Raw genomic sequence first — 19,882 nt, forward strand, 5'->3', positions numbered from 1 at the left:
GATACTCGACGACAAGGGCCTCCTGACCGCCAACGCGGTCTATCCGATGCCGTGGCGACTCGGCTGCGACCCGCTGCGCGTCGAACAGGACCAGCGCGGACGGCAGATCATCACCATCGAGTTGCAGGCGGGAGCGTCGGACACCTTCCCGTTCGAGCGGAGCGGCGGTTCAGGACCCGGCCGGGGCCTGCAATTTCGCCCGTAGGACCTTGCCGCTGGCGTTTCGCGGGATCTCGTCGAGCACGACGAATCGCTTGGGCACCTTGTAGCGCTCGAGCCCATCACGCACAAACTGTTTGAGCGCGTCCTCTCCTGGCGCGACCGCATCGGGTCCGAGCACGATGAAGGCGTTGAGGACTTGCCCGAATTCGGGATCCGGAACGCCGATCACGACCGCGTCGGTGATGCCGGAGTGAGTGGCGAGGCGGTCCTCGACCTCGCCGGGGAAGATGTTCTCCCCGCCGGAGACGATCATGTCGTCGGCACGGCCGTCGATGAACAACCTGCGCTGCGCATCGAAATGGCCCATGTCGCCGGTGCAGACATGCCCGTCGACGACCTCCTTGACCGAGACTTTCGCCGCGGGGTCAGGGGTGTATCCGGCGTATTCCAGACCGCTGCGCACGAAGATCTCACCGACCTCTCCCGGCGCGGCTTCGGTGCGGTCACCGCGCAGAACGCGGACCGACACCCCGAGCGCGGCCCGGCCGATGGTGTCGGGCGCGGCGACGAGGTCGGCGGGAGTGGCGATCGTGACCAGGCCCGCCTCGGTCGAGCCGTACCCATTGACCAGGATCGGTCCGAAGGCGTCGATCAGGTTCGCGATCGTGGTCGGTGAGATCGGCGCGGCGCCGGTGACCATGATCCGCAATGCCGAACGTGCTGAAGCATTTTCAGCAAGTTCCGGCACGGCGAGCAGCCGTTGCAGCATGACCGGCACCGCCATCACCACGGTGACTCGATGACGGGTGATGTCGTCGAGCGCGGTAGCGGCGTCGAAGCGACGGCGGCAGATCGCGGTCGCTCCCAGGGCCAGCGGACCGAGCAGCGACAACAATCCGAAGCCGTGGAACATCGGCGGCGCGACCAGCACCCGGTCGGTGGACCGCAGTCGCAGGATCGCCATCGCGGTCAGTGTGAGCGCCACGATCGCGGTCGGCTTCACCGCCCGCGGCACACCCTTGGCCAGCCCGGTGGTGCCCGAGGTCAACAGGGTCATCTTGACCGCGTGGCGAACGCGCGGCGGGCGCGGGTGACTGCGGGAAGCCAGCTCGCCCAGCGTCGTCAGTCCGGCGTCGTCGGCGTGCGGTTCGCGCCACGCCAGCACCCGCATGCCCTGGTAGTCGGCCTTCGCGACGGCGGCGGCGTACTCGTCGTCGTAGATCAGCACGTCGGGGTTGTGCCGGGCCAGGACGGCGTGCAGCTGCGGGGCGGGCAGCTCGGTGTTGATGAAGATCAACTCCGCACCCAGTTGCGCACCTGCGGCCATCGCTTCGGCGAACCCGCGATGGTTGCGGCAGAGGATGCCCACCGACATCGGCGGGCTCGCGCACGCGGCGTACAGCGCCGCGGCGATCGCTTCGGCACGTTGCTGCAACTGCCGATAGGTCAGCTGTCCGGCGTCGTCGATGATCGCGATCTTGTCCGGGTGACGAATCGCGCTGGCCGCCAGCAACATCGCCGGGGTCGGCCCGAACCGGTAGAGGCCGCGCGCCAACGCCACGGCTTTGCGCGGGCCTACCGGGGCGAGCATGCCCGAAGCAACGACCGCCGGTAACGCCGAACCCCATTGACGCAGGCCCTGGGTCAGCTCACCGGGCATTCGTGCGCACCTGTTCCTGATCGCCACCGGCGGAATCGGTGACATTCGACGAGGCCGGCTCGCCCCGGGTCGGCGGCCGCAACCGCGACAGCGAGGCATCGGTGTCACCGAGGTTGCGGAAGACCCGTTCCATCAGCACTTCCAGCGGTAGCCGGAACACGGTAGCGATCACCGCGGAGGGAAAGCCGTAGAGCGGGGTCATCGTGCGCGGCTTCTTCACGACGGCCTTGGCCAGGACCTTCGCCGCGTCCTGCGGTGTCTGACCGGGCAGCACGCGCATCCAGCGGCTCGGCGCGCTCATCCGGGTATGCAGCAGGCCGCCGTAGAAGGTGGTCAGAGTGACTCCGTCAGCGCGGGCTTCAGCGCCGACCGCGCGCATCCACCAGTCGAAGGCCAGCTTCGACGACAGGTAGAAGCCCCATTTGGGGGCGTTGGGGAACATGATCCCGACGGTGGAGACGTTCACGATGTGGCCACTGCCGCGGGCTCGCATGCCCGGCAGCAGGGCCAGCGTGAGCCGCATCGGTCCGAGGTAGTTGGCGCCGGACGTCGCGGCGATGTCCTTGGGCCGGTCATAGGACAGGTGAATCGAGCGGCGCAACGACTTGCCCGCATTGTGGATGAGGACGTCGACCTCGCCCAAGTCGTAGCGCACCGCTGCGGCGAATTCCGCGATCGACTGCTCGTCGGTGAGATCGAGGCGGTACGGATAGGCCTCGCCGCCGGCGGCGTTGATATCCTCGGCCACCTCGAGCAGCCGATCCATCGACCGGGCCGCGACAACCACCCGGGCACCCGCAGCGGCGAACCACCGGGCGGTCGCCGCACCGACACCGAACGACGCCCCGGTGATCACGACCACCTTGCCCTCGACCTCGCTACGCAGGGCGGCTCGGCTGCGTAACCCGCGAGGACCGATGACCCATGCGACCGCTCGCGCGAGCGGCGTCTCGACGATCCGCGAGGGACCGGTGGGCAGCACTTCGGACATGGGTGATCACTCCATCGACTTCGACGCGGTGGACAGGGGGCCCAGGAAGGCCACGGCTTGGGGATCGGAGAGCGCGGCGTCGATGGCCCGCTGAGTCAGCTCGATGCTCGGGTCGGTGCGCAGCGCGGCCAGCACCGTGCCGAACATGTTGCCGACGACGAGGTCTTTGACCTGGTCGCGGCTGATATCGCGGGTGCGCGTCCAATGCAGCACCAGCCCCTCGACGAACGACACGAACCCGCTGATCGCGGCACGCAACACCGGCGAGGAGTCCGACCCGGTGACCTCGACGACCAGGGCATCGGTCAGGCGGATCTGGTGGCGGTCACGAATCTGGCGCACTTCAGCGTCGGCCACGTCGGCGAACAGTGCTTCGAAGGCTCGCGGCTGTTGCTCGGCCTCGTCGAGCAATCGGTCGATGCCGCGGGTCAGCCGGTCCAGCGCGGGGCCGCGCATCGCCAGCAGGTCACCCCAGAACTCCTCGGCGGCCTGTTCGAGAACGGCCAGGTAGAAGCCCCGCTTTCCGCCGAAGTGGTAGCTGATCGAACCGGCGGCGACACCGAGCGAGCGCGCCAGGTCCACGATCGAGACCTCCTCGTAGCGGTCGCTACTGAACGCGGCCTTGCCCGCCGCCAGCAGCGCCGCGCGCGACGCTTCGCCACGCCGATTGACGCCCATCCGACCTCCAATTTATGAATCAGATTCAATAACTGTGAGAGTAGGCAGCCGTACGCAGCACAGTCAAGGGCTTTCTGAACGGTATTCAAACTTTGCGCCGACGAGACTGCTGCCTCGTACCCCGTGCTCGCGGTGCTGTCTCGAGTACGCCCGACTCCGATCCGCCGGATGGATAGGTGGCCGATGTCATCGGCGCGCACCGGTTGCCGGCGATACTCGAAGCCGCGGCCAGAGTGCACATGGCCCCGACGTCGCGCTGTTCGAGTTCGTGCCGGCCGATGTGCGGCCGGTGCCTGCGCGCCACCTGAAGATCGCCGTCGAGGTCATCTCACCGAGCCACGTCAAGACAGACCGGCTCGAGAAGATGAGTGAGTACGCCGCGGCTGGAATCCCCTGGTACTGGCTGGTGAGCGTCTCCGACACCGACGTGACCAGTGAAGCCGGATCAGGCCGCCGGCCAGGAGCCGCTGAGGCTGGACGAACCCGCGCTCAGCAGTCGCGGGATGTTCGCGAAACAAACGGTGCGCGGGACTACCCAGCGTGGAAGACTGCTGAACTGCGACGGTCGGCATCTGTGGTGCTGAAAGAGGTTGGGACCGTGCGGGTTCGATCCGGCGGTTCGGGCGTCGAGGCGTCGCGTTGCGAGTTCCGTGCGATGGATCGAGGGTTTGATGAACGTAGGGTATGCGGTCCGCTGGGCGGCTGAGCACGGGTTGCCGCGGCTGGGGCTGATGGCCCTGCACCGCAAGGGAGACACGTTCGCGCAGTTGCTCAGTGGCGACGAAGGCCGCAACGACCCGTACACGCTGATCGATCAGCTGCGCGGCGACGGCGGGGTGCAGACCGTCAAGACCGGGTACGCCGTCTTCGAACACGGACTGTGCAAGGAGATCCTGCGTGACCGGCGCTTCGGCGTGCGGACCCCGATCGATCCGATGCTGCCGGGGCCGATTCGCCGCTATGTCGAGTCGATCGAGTTGCCGCCCAATCCGATCGAAGCGCCGTCGATGTTCATGATGGACCCGCCCGAGCACAGCCGGCTGCGCAAGCCGGTCGCCTCGGCGTTCACCCCGCGCGCGGTGTCCCGGCTGGGCGATCGGGTGCGTGAGGTCACCACCGAACTGCTCGACGCGCTCGAGGCGAAGGGATCGGCCGAGCTGATCAGCGAATTCGCCGCGCAGGTCCCGGTGGCCGTCATCGGCGAGATGCTCGGGTTCCCGGACTCCGACCGCGAGATGTTCCTGGCCTGGGGCGAAGTGGTCACGCCGCTGCTCGATGTCGGCATCTCCTGGGAGACGCACCAGCGCGCGATGACCGCGACCGCGGCGATGAAGACCTACCTGGCCGACCACATCGAGAAGGTGCGCCGCGACCCCGGCGACGACATCTTCAGCACCCTGGTGACCTCCGGCGAGCTGAACACCACCGAGCTGATGGCCAGCGCGAACGTGCTGATGGGCGCGGGCTTCGAGACCACCATGAACCTGCTCGGCAACGCGATTCCGCTGTTGCTGGCCCATCCCGACCAGCTCGAACTCCTGCGCGCCGAGCCGCAGCACTGGCCCAACGCGATCGAGGAGATCCTGCGGTTCGAGCCGCCGGTGCAGCTGACCGCGCGGCGCGTGCTGGAACCGGTGGAACTGGGCGGCGCGCCGCTGCAACCGGGCAAGTCGGTGATCATGTCGCTGGCCGGCGCCAACCGCGACCCGGCCAAGTTCGAGGATCCGCATCGGTTCGACGTCACCCGCGCCAACGCCAAGGAGCATCTCGCCTTCGGCAGCGGCGTGCACGCCTGCATCGGCGCGAGCCTGGCCAGGCTCGAAGGCATCAACGCGCTGCCCGCCCTGTTCGAACGCTTCCCGGACCTGCGGCTCGACGGCGAACCGCGCCGTCGTGGCCTGTCGACCCTGCACGGTTTCGATCGCATGCCCGCGGTACTGAGTCAGTCGGCGGACGTGGTGCCCGCCTCCACCGGGGACGGTGCGACCCAGAGCTGACGGCGCCGTCAGAACTTGCCGGTGTGGTGCCCGATTCGATGGCCGAGTCGGGCACCCAGCTCGGCGACGAACTCGTCGGTGAGCGGCGGCCAGCCCCAGAAGTCGAAAGCCAGGGCGCCGAGGGCGAATTCGTCGGCCCACTCCCAGTCGGTGACCGGACTCGCGGTGCCGCAGGAAACGCAGGTCACCGCGCCGGCGCCGGTGTCGCGCCAGGCGTCGATGGCGTCGGCGAACGGCTGCCAGACCGCCTTGTCCGCTTCCCACCGCTGCGGGTAGTCGATGATCACGGTGGTGGCCCGGCAGTGCGGGCAGTCGGCGGCGGAGGGCTCGATGGCGCCCTGGCCGGCGAAGTGCGGGTACCTGCCGACGATGACGGCGACCGGGCCCGGCATCCAGTCCGCGCCCCACTCCTGGGTGATCCGCGACCACTCGGGGCCCGGCCGATAGCCTTCGTCGACCTGGAGGCTGTACATCGTGTCGCGCGAGGTCTCGCGCAGCAGCCAGCCACGCGAGACCATCCAGTCGACCGTCTGTTCGGCCAGTGCGCCCGCGTCGTCCGCGGCGACCTCGACGTCGATGATCCGTTCGAAATAGTCACCCACACCGGCATCGTGCCATCGAGCGGCGACAAAAACCCCGCTACCGCAGGCTTGTTCGGCTGTTACTGTCGCCAGCCGTGAGTACTCCGACTTCCCTCGCCGAGGTCCGCGCCCGCATCGACGCGATCGACAGCACCGTGATCGAACTCCTCGCGGCCAGGCAGGAACTCGTGCGCACGGCGGCGACGTTCAAGCGCGACGAGCACGCCGTCCGCGCGCCGGACCGGTTCGCCCAGCTGATCGCCTCGGTGCGCGAGCGCGCGGAAGCGGCCGGGCTCACGCCGGATATCGCGGAGACGATCTGGCGCGCGATGGTCGGCGCGTTCATCGAGATGGAGCTGGCCGAGCACGAGAAGTTCCGCTCACAGCCTTCTTGACCAGGGCGGCGATGCGGGTTTCATCGGCCGCGGTGAGAGCGGTGAGACCGAAGGCGGTGGGCCACATGGTGCCGTCGTCGATGGTGGCGGCGTCGCTGAAGCCCAGGGTGGCGTAGCGGGTCTTGAACTTGGCGGCGGCCTGGAAGAAGCAGACGACCTTGCCGTCCTTGGCCCAGGCGGGCTGGCCGTACCAGGTCTTGGGGGTGAGGTCGGGGGCGGTGGTCATCACGATCTGGTGGATGCGGGTCGCGATGGAGCGGTCGGGTTCGGCCATCTCGGCGATCTTGGCGAGCAGGTCTGCCTCGCCGTCGGCCTTGGACGTCTTGCCCCGCTTGGCCGCCGTTCTCAGCTCCTGCGCGTGCTCCTTCATCGCGGCGCGTTCCTCGGCGGAGAACCCGGCGGCGCTGCCAGACTTCGACGTGGGCATGTGACTTCCTCTCAGCGGCGGCGGCTCGCGGTCACGAACAACGCGATGCCGGCGGACAGCGCCAGGACGATCGCGATCGTCAGCAGGATGAGCGGTGTCGTCGCGGCGGCGTCGGCGCCGGGCCCCCCACTGCGGTGGATCAGCAGAGCCGCGATCAGCGGACCGATCATCGCCAGACCGGCGGCGGTCAGCACGACCCCGCCGGTCGTCAGCTCGACCGGGCCGAGGGACCACTTGGTTGCTCGCGGCCGGGAGCCGGTGCGTAGCAAACGATCGTCGACAGTCATGCCATCCCCTCTCGGGAACCCACCCGGAAATGCATCTGAACTGGCAACTGAACGGTACCGCGCCGAGACGTCGAACCAGGTGAGGCGAGACTCGACCGACGCCGGAACCGACAGCAGCTACCGGATAGCGACCAAAAGTGCCACATCGTTCGCACGAATGCGTCAACCGCCGGCGAGTCCGGGCGGCAACGGCCGGGACACGATGTACTGCCGGTATTCGGCGGGTGTCATCCCGGTCTCGCCACGGAAGACCCGATAGAAGTTCCGGTCGCTGGTGAATCCGCACGCGCGCGCGATCGACGACACCGTTCGCTCCGGCGCCGAGGTGAGCAGCTCGCGGGCGCGATCGACGCGCATCGCGCGCAGCAGCGTGGTCGGGCCGCCCTCGTCCCCGATCACCCGGAACAGCTTGCGCCGCGACATCCCGCACGCCGCCGCGATCCGCTGCGCGGTGAGATCCGGGTCGGCGAGATTGTCCTGCAGCGCCTCCTTCGAGACCCGGACGAGCAGCCCCTGGTAGTCGGAGGTTCGCGCCTCCTGCGGGCGCTCCCCGTCGACGATGAACATCGTTCCGGCGGGAGCGCGGAGGTAATGATCGCCGCAGGAGACCTCGCTGATGCCGGACAGGGTCAGGCAGGCCAGCGCGTACGGCGCCGGCGCGCGGGCGATATGGCGCCGAGTGCGGCGAGCGAGCTCGGCCGAGTTGGCCGCGATGGCCATCGAGATCGGCTCGGCCGTGACCTTCGGGGTCAGGGCACCGTAGAACGGCCCGTCACCGAGCGGCTCCATGGAGCACGGCAGCACCGACTCGCTCATGATCGACGTCCAGAGATCGAACGACTCGTGTGGGGACACCTCGGCCGTCGACATCTGTTGGCCGCCAACGACGACCTCGTCCTCGTCCATGCGATCCATGTTGGCACCGATTCTCAGTGACGAACAGGATCGTTCTCAGCGTGTCCTGCGGTCGAAACGGATTCGTGCCTGGTCGTGGGCGGAACGCAGAAGGTCGCGGACGACCGCGTCGGTGCGCTCGCCGGGATTCACGACGGCGAGCCAGTTGGCCGCGGCGTAGACCGGGTGGGCGATCACGGTGTCGTCGACGCTCGGGTCGGCCTGGTGGTCGGCCCACGCGCCGAACGCCTCCCGGCCCGCGGCGATATTGACCCGGAAGGTGTCGGGGCGGTCGAGGCGCGAGCTCCGGTCGTCCGGGTAGTCCTTGGTCACGACGGTGGCGAAGGGCTGGGTGGTGGCCGGGACGACGCCGTCGGGGGCGTAGTAGAAGAACGAGTCGCCCCAGCTGATCTCGGGCCATTCGCCGCCGGGGCCCGGCGCGAGGTGCAGGACGCCGCCGAGGCCGGTCACGTACTCGATGATCTCGTCTGATGTCATGATTCGAGCGTCTCATTGAAGCGCTTGTGCGGACTTTCCGCCGATGACGAGGAGTTTCTGGTGGTAAACCTCAACTCACCCGTCGGCCGCACGATCGATGTGGCGCGGCGCGCGGGGTACTCGGTCCAGCAGGTGCGCAATCTCGAACGCGACGGTGTGCTGCCGCCCGCCGACCGGTCGCCGGGCGGGCATCGGGGCTATCGCGAGATCCATGCGCGCTCGGCGCTCGCCTACCGAGCGCTCGCGGCGGGAGTCGGGCCGGTCGAGGCCAAGCGGATCATGCGAACCGCGCACGCCGGGGATCGGGCAGCCACGCTGGCGCTGCTCGACGCGGCGCACGCCGGCCTGCACACCGAACGCGCCGAGTTGGCGCTGGCCCGGCAGGCCGCCGAAGCCATTGCGGCGGAACCGATCACCGACGTGCGCGGATCCGACGCGATGAGCATCGCCGAGCTGGCCACGGCCCTCGGGCTGCGGACCTCGACGCTGCGGCATTGGGACGCCGAGGGTTTGGTGGTGCCCGATCGGAGGTCGTCGGGTCGGCACTACTCCCCCGCGCAGGTTCGTGACGCGCGCATCGTCCACCAGTTGCGGCGGGCGGGTTACCGGGTCGCGCAGGTGCGGGCGGTCATGCCGGAGTTACGGCGGCACTCGGGCCAGATCCGAGCAGCGCTGGCCGCCAGGGATTCCGCGATCACCGCCCGCTCACTCGCTCTCCTCGACGGTGCGGCGGCGCTGCGCGACCTGCTCGCCGGCTGATCAGGGCGCGGGTGTTTCCGCGGTGCTGCCGGACATCGGCATGGCGGGCAGCCCCAGCTTGCGATGGTCCCAGGACCGCACGCGCGTCGGCTCGACCCGCACGACGATCCGGTTGTTCATCATGGCCTCCACGAACGGCCTGACCTCGGGGCTGTACGGCCCGACATACCGCTCGTAGATGTCGATGCCCGCCTTCCAGTACTCCTCGTCCTCGGTGTCCTCGATCAGGTGCGCGGTGCCCTCGATCGAGACCCCACGCAACTGGTCGTAGGTGTCGCCGGCCTCGGCCATACAGGTGATGGTGGGATCGCGCCGCAGGTTGACCGCCTTCTGCGACTTCGACTTGGTCTCGAAGTAGAGGACACCGTCGATGTGCCCGAACCACATCGCCGTCAGATGCGGTTTCCCGTCGGCATTCAGCGTGGCCAGCGTGAGCACCCGGCTGCGGTCGAGAAACGCCGCGATCTCGTCCGCGCTCATCTGCACCACGGCCCGCTGCTTGATCCCCACCACATCCACCTTTCCGGCCACGACCATTCCCGCCGACCATACCGAGCCGTCCGCGCCGACGAGCCCGAAGCCGCGGATCTACCGCTGCTCCCGGGTGGATCCCGTTCCAGCCGATCGTGTCCGGGCGCTAGCGCACCGGTGGGTGCTCGGGGAGGTCGGCGGCCGCGGCGGCGACGGTCGGGTAGATCCCGATCGGGGTGTCGCCCGCCTCGGCCGAGCCGAGGACTGCGCCGAACTGGGCCACCGAGCGGGCGATGCGGAAGTCGATGCGGCGGTGCGCCAGGGCGTTGCGCAGGTCGAGCAGCATGGCGGTGGCGGTGACGTCGAGGGCGGGTGAGGTCTCGGCGTCGAGCACCACCAGGCGGGTGGCGTCGGTGCACAGGCTCTCGATCCGCGACCGCACATGCTCGGCGTTGGCGAAGAACAGGCCGGACTCCACGCGCACCACCAGCAGGTCGGGACGCGGGGTCAGCTCGGGGTGGCGGGCCGTATCCACCCACAGGGTGCCCTGTTTCGCGAGCGCGGCCACGTGCGGCTGCGAGGCTCGGTAGACCAGCAGCAGCACCGAGACACCGATACCGATGAGCAACCCGGGCAGGGTGTCGAAGAGCAGCACCCCGAACATGGCGGCGATGGCCGCGAGGAAGTCGGCGCGCGCGACCGGGCCGTAGATGCTGGCGAGCAGCTGGGTCCACACCCGGTAGAGGCGGCGCAGGGCGGCGATGTCGACGAGCTCGATCACCGCGGCGATGACCACCGCGGCCAGCGTCGCCTCGGGCAGCTGCTCGAACAGCCCGGTCAGGAACAGCAGCGTGAGCACGGTCAACACGGCGACGACGAGCCCACTGACCTGGGTTTTCGCGCCCGCCCCGCCGTTCACGGCGGTCTTGGAGAGGCTGCCGTTGACGACCATCCCCGAGCCGAGGCCGGATCCGAGATTGGCCGCGCCGAGGCCGAACAGTTCCCGGTTCGCGTCGATCGAGTAGCCCGCTTTGGCCGCATAGGTCTTCGCCGCGCCGAGCCCCTCGGCGAAGCCGATCAGCAGCACGCCGACGGCGGGTCCGAGCAGGTCGAGGTAGTCGTCGAAGCCGACACCGGACGGCAACCCGATCGACGGCAGACCCGCGTCGATGTGCCCGACGATGTCGACGCCCTTGTCGTCGAGCCCGAACAGCCGCACCGCGAGGATGCCGAGCAGCACGGCCAGCAGCGAGCCGGGTACCAGCGGCAGCCAGCGCCGCAGGCCGAGGACGACCGCGAGGCTGAGCAGCCCGATCAGCAGTGTGCGCCACTGGGTCTGGCCGAGATCGCTCAGCACACCCCAGGCCTGCTCGAAGAAGTCGCCGTCGTGCTTGTCGATGCCGAACAGCTTCGGTACCTGGCCGATGATGATGGTCAGGGCCAGCCCGACGATGAACCCCTTGAGTACCGGCTCGGAGATGAACGCGGCGATGAATCCCAACCGGATCAGCCCGGCCAGCAGGCCGACGAGGCCGGTGGCGATGGCCAGTGCCGTCGACAACGCGAGGTAGTGCCCGGCGTCGGCGCCCGCCAGCGGGGTGATGATGGCCGCCGACAGCGCCGCCGTCGCCGACATCGGGCCGACGACGAGGTGCCGCGAACTCCCGGCCAGGGCGTACAGGACCAGCGCGGGCACCGCCGCGTAGAGACCGACCACCGGCGGCACCCCGGCGATCGAGGCGTAGGCGAGCGCTTCGGGCACCAGCACCGCCCAGACGGTGAGCCCGGCGACGATGTCGGGCCGCAGCCACGCGCGCCGATACCCGTGCAGCGATTCGAAGATCGGTGGTGTGCGCACGACGATCCCCTACCTCAGAGTCCGCCGATGCCCTTGCCGACGACGACCGCGCCCATCACCAGCAGCACGATCGCCATCACGGCGTGGTTGTTGGCCTGCAACCACTGCCGGGCGCTGTCAAGGGCGGGTCCCAGCCGGTCAGCGGCCAGCGCGTAGCCGACGACCACCGCGAGCACGGTCGTCGAGGCGAGCAGGGTGAACACCACGATCGCGACGGCGTCACCGCCCACGCTCAGCCCCGCCGAACCGATGACGACGCCCGCCGACAGGCACAGCAGCAGGTTCTTCGGATTCACTCCCGACAGCAGCATGCCGAGCCCGGCCGCCTTGACCACGGTGAGCGTGTCGATCGCCTGCATCCACGCCGGGACCGCGGTGTCGGAGCGCGCGTGCCACTGTTCGGCCGCGAGGACCAGAAGCAGTACGCCCAGCACGATCTTGACCCAGGACGCCACCGCCGACGGTTCCTTGTCGCCCGAGTCCCCCAGGGACCCGGCCAGCAGCGTCACCACGACGGTCACGATCAGAATCCCGCCGACCCAGCCGGCCGCGAACCCCTTCGCCGCGCCGCCCGCGTTCTTGGACAGGATCATGAGAATGGCCGCGACGATGGGGATCGGCGAGATCGCCACACCCACGGCCAGCGGAAGCAGATCACCGATGACTGAGCCCATGCGGTCACGCTAGGTCGGGCCGGGCGCTGGACGCGTCACACATTGTGGGTGAGATCGGCATCGACGCCGACCGGCCGGTCTTCCCCCACTCGGCGGCGAAGGTGCTGGTGTACAGCGTGCTGCGCTGATCAGGCGGCGAGCAGTTCGTAGACAGCGGTGATGCTCTGGTCGCCGAGGCCCTCGTCGACGGCGCGGCGCAGCAGTTCGTGCATGGTCGCGTGCCAGGACAGGTCGACGCCGGTCTCGGCAGCCAGCCGCAGGTCGTCCTCGACGACGGTGTGGAACAACGCGACGCTCGAGCCGAGCCGCGTGTAGTCCTTGTCGTCGATCTCCCCGGCCAGGATCGGCAGCAGCGACTCGATCATCCGCAGCCACTTCCCCGAGTAGGGCACCATCGTGCGCGCGGGCAGCCCCCGCGAGGCCAGCACCGCGGCGCCCTCGACGAAGCCGAGCAGCGCGGGCAGCAGGGTGGCGCCGACCGCGTATTCGTAGAGCGCGGCGAGATCCGGTTCGGCGCCGAGGAAGTCGAGCTCGCCACCGAGCACGCGCAGGGTGTCGGCATGGGTGTCGAAGACCGCGCGGTCGCCGCCGAAGTACAGCAGGGTGTCGCGCAGGCCGACCGCCGCGGGCACGTTCTTGATCGCGCCGCCGAGGAACCGGGCGCCCGCAGCGTGCGCCCACCGCGCGAATTCCCGTGCCTGAGCCGGTGTCCCGCTGTTGAGCGTGATGACGTCACGGCCCGCGATCGTCCCGGCGGCCGTCGCCATGCTCTCGTGGGTGGCGGCGAAACTCGTCAGGCAGGCGATGACCACTCGGCCCGCCGCGATCGCGTCGGCGATGTCGTGGTGGGCGGTCGCGCCCGCGGCGACCAGGGCGGTCGCGCGGTCGGGGCTGCGATTCCACACGTGCGTCGGGTAACCGGCGGCGAGGAAGGCGGCGGCGAGCGCGCCGCCCATCGAGCCGATGCCGAGCACGGTCACCGGCGGTTTGTCCGCTGAGGTCATCTGCGACTCCGATCCACAGCGCGGGACTCGGGGTGAGCACCGCGGTGATCCCGAGTGTCGGCGCGCGCCGCGCGGGCCGACAAGTACGCACTTTTGCCGTCAGTTGCTCACCTCCAGGTAAACCTCCAGGTCAGCGGCGTGCCGACGGGTGTGGTGTGCCCGGTGTCACCGCGGTCCGAGTCGGCCAGGTGCGACGCGCGGCGATTTGTGAAGATCGCCAAGGTCGCCTCGGTCCGACCTGCGGTTCGAGCGCGCGTCGTAGAGTTTCGCTCATGTCGGATGCCGAATTGACCGAGCTGGTGCAGCGCAATGTGGAGGAGGCGCTCCTGGGCGGACCGCGGCGCTACACGCGCACGCAGGTCGCCGAACAGTCCGGCGTGCCGGAGGCGGAGTCGCGGCGATTGTGGACGGCGCTCGGCTTCCCGGCCACCGACGACGACCAGGTCGACTACACCCAGATCGACATCACCTCGGTCACCAACTTCCGCAGCATGAACGTCGTCGCCGCCTCCGATATCCGGCAGCAAGCCGCCGCCGCGCGTACCATCGGCCAGGGCATGGCGCGCCTGGCCGAATGGCAGGCCGACCTGGTACTGGCCGAGATCAAGGCGCGCGCCGCGGCGGCCGATCCGGCGCTGCCGCTCGACGAACGGGTCAGGGCGGCAACCGAATCCACCATGGCGAGCATCGAGCAGTTGCAGTCCTATGTGTGGCGCAGGCATCTGGCGGCCGCGGTCGCGCGGTCGGCGGACGCCACCACCGGGGAGGACTCGACGCGGACGCTGGCCGTCGGCTTCGCCGACATGGTCGGCTTCACCCGGCTCACCCGGCACCTGCACCCCGACGAATTGTCCACGCTGCTGGAGGCTTTCGAGTCGACCACCACCTCCGCGATCACCGACAACGGCGGCTGGGTGATCAAGAACGTCGGCGACGAGGTGATGTTCGCCGCCGAGACCGCCGAGGACGCGGCCCGGATCTCGCTCGCCATCCAGGAATCGACGATGCTGGTCGGCGGCACACCGGAACTGCGGGTCGCCTTCGCCTACGGCGAGGTGTTGCAGCGCTTCGGCGACCTGTACGGCTCGGTGGTCAATATCGCCGCGCGGCTCACCGGTGTCGCCAGGCCGGGCAACATCCTGATCGACGACGCCGCCGCCGAGGCGCTCGCGGGCCACCGCGACTTCGCCATCCGGCATCTGCGCAGCGTGCGGGTGCGCGGCTTCAACCGGCTGCGCCCGCACCGACTGCGCCCGGCCTCCTGACCGCCGGGCCGCACACCATTCTCTAGGGTGTCGACGTGGAGATGGACTGGCAGAGCGTGCGCGAGCAGTACACCGTGTTCGCCGACGACGCGGTGCTCGCGCTGAACAAGCCCGCCGGGATCTCGGTGACCGGGGAGCGCCACGACACCGACCTGGTCGAGCTGGCGCAGGCGGCGGGCACGCAGCTGTACCCGGTGCACCGGATCGACAAGGTCACCTCGGGACTGGTCCTGCTGGCCATCGATCTGGCCGCGCACGGTCAACTGACCAGGCAGTTCACCAAGCAGACCGCACGCAAGGCGTACCTGGCGATCGTCTCCGGCACCGATCTGCCCGAGCGCGGCGAACTCGATTTGCCACTGAGCGTCGGGCGCAAGAACCGGGTGCGGATCGCCGCCCCACGCGAGGCGATCCGCCGCGTCGGCGAGCGGTGGTCCGTCGACGACGCCGACCTGCTGCCCACGAAGAACTATCCCTCGCGCACCAGGTTCGCCACGGTCGCCCGGCACGGCGAGCACACACTGCTCGCCGTCGCGCCGGTCACCGGCCGCCGCCACCAGATCCGGGTGCAGCTGGCCTGGATCGGCCACCCGATCCTGGGCGACCCGCTCTTCGACCGCACCGCCGTCTTCCCGCGCACCCACCTGCACTCCTGGCGACTCGGCCTCGACGCCGACTGGCTCACCCCACCGGTGCTCGACCTGCAAGCGACCCCCGGCCCCGACTTCTGGACACCGCTGGCCGCCGACCCGGACGCGGCCGAGCGGTTGCTGCGCACCGCGTCCGAGCGGCTGGCCGACCTGGTCGGCTGAGCCGGCGGGAGTCCGAGCCAGCCGGGCCGTCCGGTCGCGGCGGGAAGCCGGACCGGACGCGGTCGTCCGATCAACCGGCCGCGGGCCGAGTACCGAGGCGAGCGGCCGGGTCACCGACGTCGCCGCCGCACGGAGCGACGAGCTGGTCGGCCTCGACAGCGGTCGTGACGATCCGTCGCCGACGGCTCGGCATCATCAAGGTCGGGTGGCCGACGCTCCAGGCGGCGCCCGCGCAGATGAACTCCTTGACGCGGGCGCCCAGGCGGCCGGTCAGCACGGTCGAGGTGGGCTGATCGTCGAAGGTCACCTTCTGGAGGATGCCGTCGCGGCGGCCCAGGCTGATGCACTGGGTGGCATAGCCGATCTGCTCGTCGGGGACCGGTCGACCGGTGAGGCGGGCGGCGATGGCGTCACCGGCCCGCCAGGCCATCGGACTGCCGGTGGCGCACGCCATCCGCAGCGGCACACCGCCGGGACCGTCCGCGAGCGCGGCGTCGCCCACGGCGTACACGTCGGGGTGCGAGACCGAGCGCATGGTGGCGTCGACGACGACGCGGCCGGTGTCGGAGACCGTCAGCGTGGTGGCCGCGGCGATGGGGTGCACCGCGAAACCCGCGGTCCACACGGTCACCGCCGCCGGGATCTCCGTGGCGCCCGCGACCACGGCGGTCGCGGTGACGCGGGTGACGTCGGCGTGCGCGTGCACCGTGATGCCGAGCCGGTCGAACACCGTGCGCAGGTGCCGCTGGGCCTTGTCGCTCAGCCAGTCGCCGACCCCGGCGCGCGCGGCGATCGACACGGCGAGATCCGGGCGGGCCTCGGCGATCTCGGTCGCGGCTTCGATGCCGGTCAGGCCACCGCCGACGACCACCACCGGCGCGCCCGCGGGCAGCTCGGCCAGCCGGGCCCGCAGCCGCAGCGCGGACTGCTTTCCGGCGAGGCTGTGCGCGTGCTCGGCGACGCCGGGGACGCCCTGATCGGCGCCGGTACTGCCCAGCGCGTAGACGAGGGTGTCGTAGTCGAGGGGATCGCCGTCGGCGAGGTCGACTCGCTTGCGCTCGACATCGACCGCGGTGACCCGGTCGACCACGACCCGCACACCGGTGCCCGCGTACACCTCACCCAGCGGGCGCTCGCGCAGCTCCTGCCCGGTCGCGAGCTGGTGCATCCGCACCCGCTCGACGAAATCGGCGTCGGCGTTGACGACGGTGATCGCGACGTCGTCGCGATGCAGCCGCTTCGCCAGACGTCCGGCGGCGATGGCTCCGGCGTACCCGGCGCCGAGGACGACAATGCGGTGCTTCATGGCTCGCTCCTATCGGGATGGACTCCCCTCCTGAACCGGACAGCCCCGCGAACCCTGACAGCCTTACGGTGTGATCTGAGTCACCACACGAGATCGAGCGGGGTGTGCGGCCCCTCGGCCGCCCACTGCCTGCCGACCCGGGCCAGTTTCTCCGGGTTGACCTGGATCTGGACGCCGGCGATGCCATCGGTCGTGACGTCGAGGCCGACGACGGCGATCACCTCGTCGCCGACCATCGCCAGCGCACCGGGACCACCGTTGACCACGCAGGCGTAGAACACCGGAGAGCCACCGACGTAGGCGCGTTTGGCCTGCGTCGGGCGGAACACCTGGCTGAGGTAGCGCGCGATGCCGAGCGCGCCGAGGACCGGGGACTTGCGAGCGGGGATCCGGCCACCGCCGTCGGCGATGCCGACCGCGTCGTCGACGAGCAGCCGCACCAGCGGGTCGGTGTCACCGCTGAGCACCGCCGCGAGGAACTCCTCGACGATCCGCTCCGCCGCGGCCGCGTCGATCGTGACCCGGGACCGCCCGCCGACATGCTGCTTGGCCCGCCGGTAGATCTGCTGACAGTTCGATTCGCCGATCTCGAGCATCTCGGCGATCTCGCGATGCTGATACCCGAACGCCTCGCGCAACACGTACACCACGCGCTCGTTGGGCGAGAGCCGCTCCATCACCGCGAGCATCGCCAGCGAGACGGATTCGCGCTGCTCGACGGTGTCGGCCGGACCGAGCATGCGGTCACCGGCCAAGACCGGTTCCGGAAGCCACTGGCCCACATAGGTTTCCCGCCGGGCCCTGGCCGAGGTGAGCTGGTTGAGGCAGATATTGGTGAGCACCTTCGTCAGCCACGCGACCGGCGTCTCGATCCGGTCCCGATCGGCCGCGTGCCAGCGCAGGTAGGTGTCCTGCACCGCGTCCTCGGCGTCGCCGGCCGAGCCGAGCAGGCGGTAGGCGATCGCCTCCAGACGGCCACGGGCGGCCTCGAACACCTCGGCCTGGTCGGTACTGAGCGTCATCCCCCTATGGTCGGCCATTCGGGTCGCGCGCTGCCACCCGACCGTCGGTCTCGGAGCACGCCTCGAGATCAGCCGGGACGGTGGGACGGCCGCCAATCCGGCGAGCGGCCGAGGACGCGCAGAATGCGGTCGAGCGTGGCCGCGTCGTCTGCCACGTCGAGCGCCGGAGCGAAGGCCGCGCCCGGACGCTCCCGCGACTTCCCGGTGGGCACGGCCATCGCCACGCGCAGTGCGGTCGCGGCCAGGTCGGGGTCGAGATCGACCGTGCGGCCGACGGATCGGGCGACATCCCACGCGTGCACGACGCTGTCGACGAGATGGAAACCGAGTGCCGTCGGGGCGGGGAAGCGGCCGGGTGGAATCTCCGGCAGGGCGAGGGTGCGGGCCGGCGCACCGGGCTCGGCGAAGGCGGTGACGACCTCGTCGGCCGAGCGCAGGTAGGCGTCGACCGGGTCGGCGGCGCGCCGGACCTCCCACACCGCGGGGTCGTCCGCGCCGCGCGCCGCGGCGGCGAAGCCCCGGTTCTGGGTGCCCATGTGTTCCAGCAGCGCGCGCAGATCCCACCCGGCACAGGGTGTCTCGACGGTCAGCGCGGCATCGGCGGCCGCCTCGACCGCCTCGACGCTCAACCGGACGGCGCGCTGATGCCGGGCGAGCAGCAGTCGATCCTCCAAAATAGTATGCATGCGCAGATCGTATGCTTATGCTTATCATCTGCCAAGGGGATCTCCCCGGTAGATTTCGACCATGCCGAAAGCGACCCGACCCGACCTCGCGGCCATGCTCGTGCCGCTCGGCCGTGCGCTGACGGAGGCGGAACGACCCGTCCTCGACCGGCACGGCCTCACCATGTGGGCCTACGCGGTACTGCTCGGACTGGGCGAACAGCCCGTCCACACCCAGGCCGCGCTGGCCAAGGCGGTCCGCGCGGACAAGACCAGGATCATCCCCGTCCTCGACGATCTACAGCGCCGCGGCCTGATCCGGCGCGAACCCGATCCGGCCGACCGGCGCGTCAATTTGGTCCAGCTGACCCCCGCCGGAGCGAGCCTGCGCGACCGCGCCCAGCACGACATCCAGGCACAGGAACAGCGACTGCTCGCCGACCTCCCCGCCGAGGATCGGCGCACCTTCCTGCGGGTACTACAAACGCTGTCCGAACGCAGCGGAACGCCGAACTCCGACGCGTGATCGATGACACAGACCGCCGATGAGGTTATCGGTCGTGGCACGCCTCATGAAGACGGATAAGCCCAGGTCATCTAGCCTTGAGAGGTGCCGAGGACTCATACCGGCACACTCTGACGCAACGGAGCGATCCCAGAGAAGAAAGCGACTGCCGATGATCCTGGCGGCTCAGCTCAGCGATACCCACTTCGACCTCACCCCGCGCAACACCGAGCGCGTGGAGCGGGTGATGGCCTATCTGGCCGACCTCCCCCGCAGGCCCGACGTCCTCCTCGTGACCGGCGACATCACCGACTCCGGCAAGCCGGAGCAGTACGCCGAAGCCCGCCTGGCCCTGCGCGCCGACGTCCCCGTCTATCTGCTGCCGGGCAACCACGACGACCGCGTCGCCTTCCGCACCGAACTGCTGGGCGAAGCCCCCTCGTCCGCTCCGATCAACAGCGTCCACCGCGTCGGACCACTCACCACGATCCTGCTCGACTCCAGCGTCCCCGGCGAAGCGGGCGGCCTGCTGAGCGAGGAGACCCTCGACTGGCTGCGCGCGACCCTGGCCGCCGCCCCGGCCGACGGCCCCATCCTGGTGGCCCTGCATCATCCGCCGAAACCCGTCGCCAGCCCGGTCGTCGACGTGATCGCGCTGGCCGAGCCGGACCGCCTCGCCGCCGTCGTCGCCGGTGATCCACGCATCATCGGCGTGCTGACCGGCCACGCGCACTCCCCCATCGCGACCACATTCGCCGGAAAACCCATGGTGACCTGCCCGAGTACGGCCTCCGTACTGGGCGGCGCCTGGGAGGTGACGCTGCCGCACAAGGTGATGGACTACGCCCCCGATCCGGCGATCGCGCTGCATGTCATCGACGAGACCAATACCCTCACAACCCATTTCCGCACCGTCGCGATGGGTGGCTGGCTGGCCGAACCACCGGCCTGAGCTCGGGATCTCCCCGGTT

General features: G+C 69.8%; 23 protein-coding genes. 8 read left to right on the top strand and 15 right to left on the bottom strand.

Going from position 1 to position 19,882, the window contains the following annotated elements; translation table 11 throughout:
- Positions 1-169: 169 nt before the first annotated feature.
- Genes ATM97_RS25690 through ATM97_RS25700 form a run of 3 tightly spaced genes read right to left on the bottom strand, consistent with a single transcriptional unit; the run spans position 170 to position 3,491 of the window.
- Complete coding sequence (locus tag ATM97_RS25690; RefSeq protein ID WP_218720764.1) at positions 170-1,822, bottom strand: AMP-binding protein; 1,653 nt, start codon at positions 1,820-1,822, stop codon at positions 170-172.
- Positions 1,812-2,813 carry an SDR family NAD(P)-dependent oxidoreductase gene (locus tag ATM97_RS25695; RefSeq protein ID WP_218720765.1) on the bottom strand — a complete coding sequence of 334 codons (1,002 nt, stop codon included), beginning with the start codon at positions 2,811-2,813 and terminating at the stop codon, positions 1,812-1,814. The genes ATM97_RS25690 and ATM97_RS25695 overlap by 11 nt, the downstream gene beginning before the upstream one ends.
- A gap of 6 nt (positions 2,814-2,819) precedes the next feature.
- Positions 2,820-3,491 (bottom strand): TetR/AcrR family transcriptional regulator, encoded by a 672-nt coding sequence (locus ATM97_RS25700; protein ID WP_218720766.1) that lies wholly within the window; start codon positions 3,489-3,491, stop codon positions 2,820-2,822.
- Between the two features lie 34 nt (positions 3,492-3,525).
- On the opposite strand from ATM97_RS25700, the gene ATM97_RS35085 reads away from it, so the two are divergent.
- Positions 3,526-4,197 (top strand): Uma2 family endonuclease, encoded by a 672-nt coding sequence (locus ATM97_RS35085; protein ID WP_218720767.1) that lies wholly within the window; start codon positions 3,526-3,528, stop codon positions 4,195-4,197.
- Entirely contained in the window at positions 4,163-5,488 is a 1,326-nt protein-coding gene (locus ATM97_RS25710) for a cytochrome P450 (protein ID WP_218720768.1), read from the top strand. The genes ATM97_RS35085 and ATM97_RS25710 overlap by 35 nt, the downstream gene beginning before the upstream one ends.
- A gap of 8 nt (positions 5,489-5,496) precedes the next feature.
- Here ATM97_RS25710 and ATM97_RS25715 read toward each other — a convergent pair whose 3' ends face one another.
- Positions 5,497-6,090 carry a hypothetical protein gene (locus ATM97_RS25715; protein ID WP_218720769.1) on the bottom strand — a complete coding sequence of 198 codons (594 nt, stop codon included), beginning with the start codon at positions 6,088-6,090 and terminating at the stop codon, positions 5,497-5,499.
- A gap of 74 nt (positions 6,091-6,164) precedes the next feature.
- Between ATM97_RS25715 and ATM97_RS25720 the strand changes: the two genes are divergently transcribed.
- A complete protein-coding gene (locus ATM97_RS25720) occupies positions 6,165-6,464 on the top strand; it encodes a chorismate mutase (protein WP_218720770.1) in 300 nt (99 codons plus the stop codon).
- On the opposite strand, the gene ATM97_RS25725 is transcribed toward ATM97_RS25720, so the two are convergent.
- The 4 genes from ATM97_RS25725 to ATM97_RS25740 form a co-directional block, all read right to left on the bottom strand.
- Entirely contained in the window at positions 6,412-6,891 is a 480-nt protein-coding gene (locus tag ATM97_RS25725) for an iron chaperone (protein ID WP_218720771.1), read from the bottom strand. The genes ATM97_RS25720 and ATM97_RS25725 overlap by 53 nt on opposite strands.
- 11 nt (positions 6,892-6,902) lie before the next feature.
- A complete protein-coding gene (locus ATM97_RS25730; RefSeq protein WP_218720772.1) occupies positions 6,903-7,178 on the bottom strand; it encodes a hypothetical protein in 276 nt (91 codons plus the stop codon).
- A gap of 162 nt (positions 7,179-7,340) precedes the next feature.
- Positions 7,341-8,084: a helix-turn-helix transcriptional regulator gene (locus ATM97_RS25735; RefSeq protein WP_218720773.1), complete on the bottom strand. Its 744-nt coding sequence runs from the start codon at positions 8,082-8,084 to the stop codon at positions 7,341-7,343.
- A gap of 45 nt (positions 8,085-8,129) precedes the next feature.
- A complete protein-coding gene (locus tag ATM97_RS25740; RefSeq protein WP_218720774.1) occupies positions 8,130-8,570 on the bottom strand; it encodes a DUF6194 family protein in 441 nt (146 codons plus the stop codon).
- Between the two features lie 60 nt (positions 8,571-8,630).
- Here ATM97_RS25740 and ATM97_RS25745 point away from each other — a divergent pair, with 60 nt between their 5' ends.
- Complete coding sequence (locus ATM97_RS25745) at positions 8,631-9,329, top strand: MerR family transcriptional regulator (RefSeq protein WP_218720775.1); 699 nt, start codon at positions 8,631-8,633, stop codon at positions 9,327-9,329.
- On the opposite strand, the gene ATM97_RS25750 is transcribed toward ATM97_RS25745, so the two are convergent.
- The 4 genes from ATM97_RS25750 to ATM97_RS25765 form a co-directional block, all read right to left on the bottom strand.
- Positions 9,330-9,839 (bottom strand): pyridoxamine 5'-phosphate oxidase family protein, encoded by a 510-nt coding sequence (locus ATM97_RS25750; protein WP_218720798.1) that lies wholly within the window; start codon positions 9,837-9,839, stop codon positions 9,330-9,332.
- Positions 9,840-9,966: 127 nt separating this feature from the next.
- Positions 9,967-11,658 (bottom strand): SulP family inorganic anion transporter, encoded by a 1,692-nt coding sequence (locus tag ATM97_RS25755; RefSeq protein WP_308248613.1) that lies wholly within the window; start codon positions 11,656-11,658, stop codon positions 9,967-9,969.
- 14 nt (positions 11,659-11,672) lie between these two features.
- Positions 11,673-12,332, bottom strand: a complete 660-nt coding sequence (locus ATM97_RS25760) for a GAP family protein (protein WP_218720776.1) — start codon at positions 12,330-12,332, stop codon at positions 11,673-11,675.
- A 128-nt stretch (positions 12,333-12,460) separates the two neighbouring features.
- Positions 12,461-13,336 carry an NAD(P)-dependent oxidoreductase gene (locus ATM97_RS25765; RefSeq protein ID WP_218720777.1) on the bottom strand — a complete coding sequence of 292 codons (876 nt, stop codon included), beginning with the start codon at positions 13,334-13,336 and terminating at the stop codon, positions 12,461-12,463.
- A 272-nt stretch (positions 13,337-13,608) separates the two neighbouring features.
- On the opposite strand from ATM97_RS25765, the gene ATM97_RS25770 reads away from it, so the two are divergent.
- Positions 13,609-14,601 (top strand): adenylate/guanylate cyclase domain-containing protein, encoded by a 993-nt coding sequence (locus tag ATM97_RS25770; RefSeq protein ID WP_218720778.1) that lies wholly within the window; start codon positions 13,609-13,611, stop codon positions 14,599-14,601.
- A 41-nt stretch (positions 14,602-14,642) separates the two neighbouring features.
- Complete coding sequence (locus ATM97_RS25775) at positions 14,643-15,413, top strand: RluA family pseudouridine synthase (RefSeq protein WP_255588415.1); 771 nt, start codon at positions 14,643-14,645, stop codon at positions 15,411-15,413.
- 70 nt (positions 15,414-15,483) lie between these two features.
- On the opposite strand, the gene ATM97_RS25780 is transcribed toward ATM97_RS25775, so the two are convergent.
- From ATM97_RS25780 to ATM97_RS25790, 3 genes are all read right to left on the bottom strand, one after another.
- Positions 15,484-16,719: an NAD(P)/FAD-dependent oxidoreductase gene (locus ATM97_RS25780; protein ID WP_218720780.1), complete on the bottom strand. Its 1,236-nt coding sequence runs from the start codon at positions 16,717-16,719 to the stop codon at positions 15,484-15,486.
- A gap of 80 nt (positions 16,720-16,799) precedes the next feature.
- The gene (gene sigJ / locus ATM97_RS25785; protein WP_255588416.1) at positions 16,800-17,741 is read right to left on the bottom strand and encodes an RNA polymerase sigma factor SigJ; all 942 of its coding nucleotides are present in this window, start codon (positions 17,739-17,741) and stop codon (positions 16,800-16,802) included.
- Positions 17,742-17,809: 68 nt separating this feature from the next.
- A complete protein-coding gene (locus tag ATM97_RS25790; protein ID WP_218720782.1) occupies positions 17,810-18,427 on the bottom strand; it encodes a TIGR03086 family metal-binding protein in 618 nt (205 codons plus the stop codon).
- 61 nt (positions 18,428-18,488) lie between these two features.
- On the opposite strand from ATM97_RS25790, the gene ATM97_RS25795 reads away from it, so the two are divergent.
- Positions 18,489-18,932, top strand: coding sequence for a MarR family winged helix-turn-helix transcriptional regulator (locus ATM97_RS25795; RefSeq protein ID WP_218720783.1), 444 nt, complete (start codon positions 18,489-18,491; stop codon positions 18,930-18,932).
- A 151-nt stretch (positions 18,933-19,083) separates the two neighbouring features.
- Positions 19,084-19,863 (top strand): metallophosphoesterase, encoded by a 780-nt coding sequence (locus tag ATM97_RS25800; RefSeq protein WP_218720784.1) that lies wholly within the window; start codon positions 19,084-19,086, stop codon positions 19,861-19,863.
- Positions 19,864-19,882: the final 19 nt, after the last annotated feature.

It is taken from the genome of Nocardia sp. MH4 (genome assembly GCF_019266065.1).
Classification (GTDB): Bacteria; Actinomycetota; Actinomycetes; order Mycobacteriales; family Mycobacteriaceae; genus Nocardia; species Nocardia canadensis.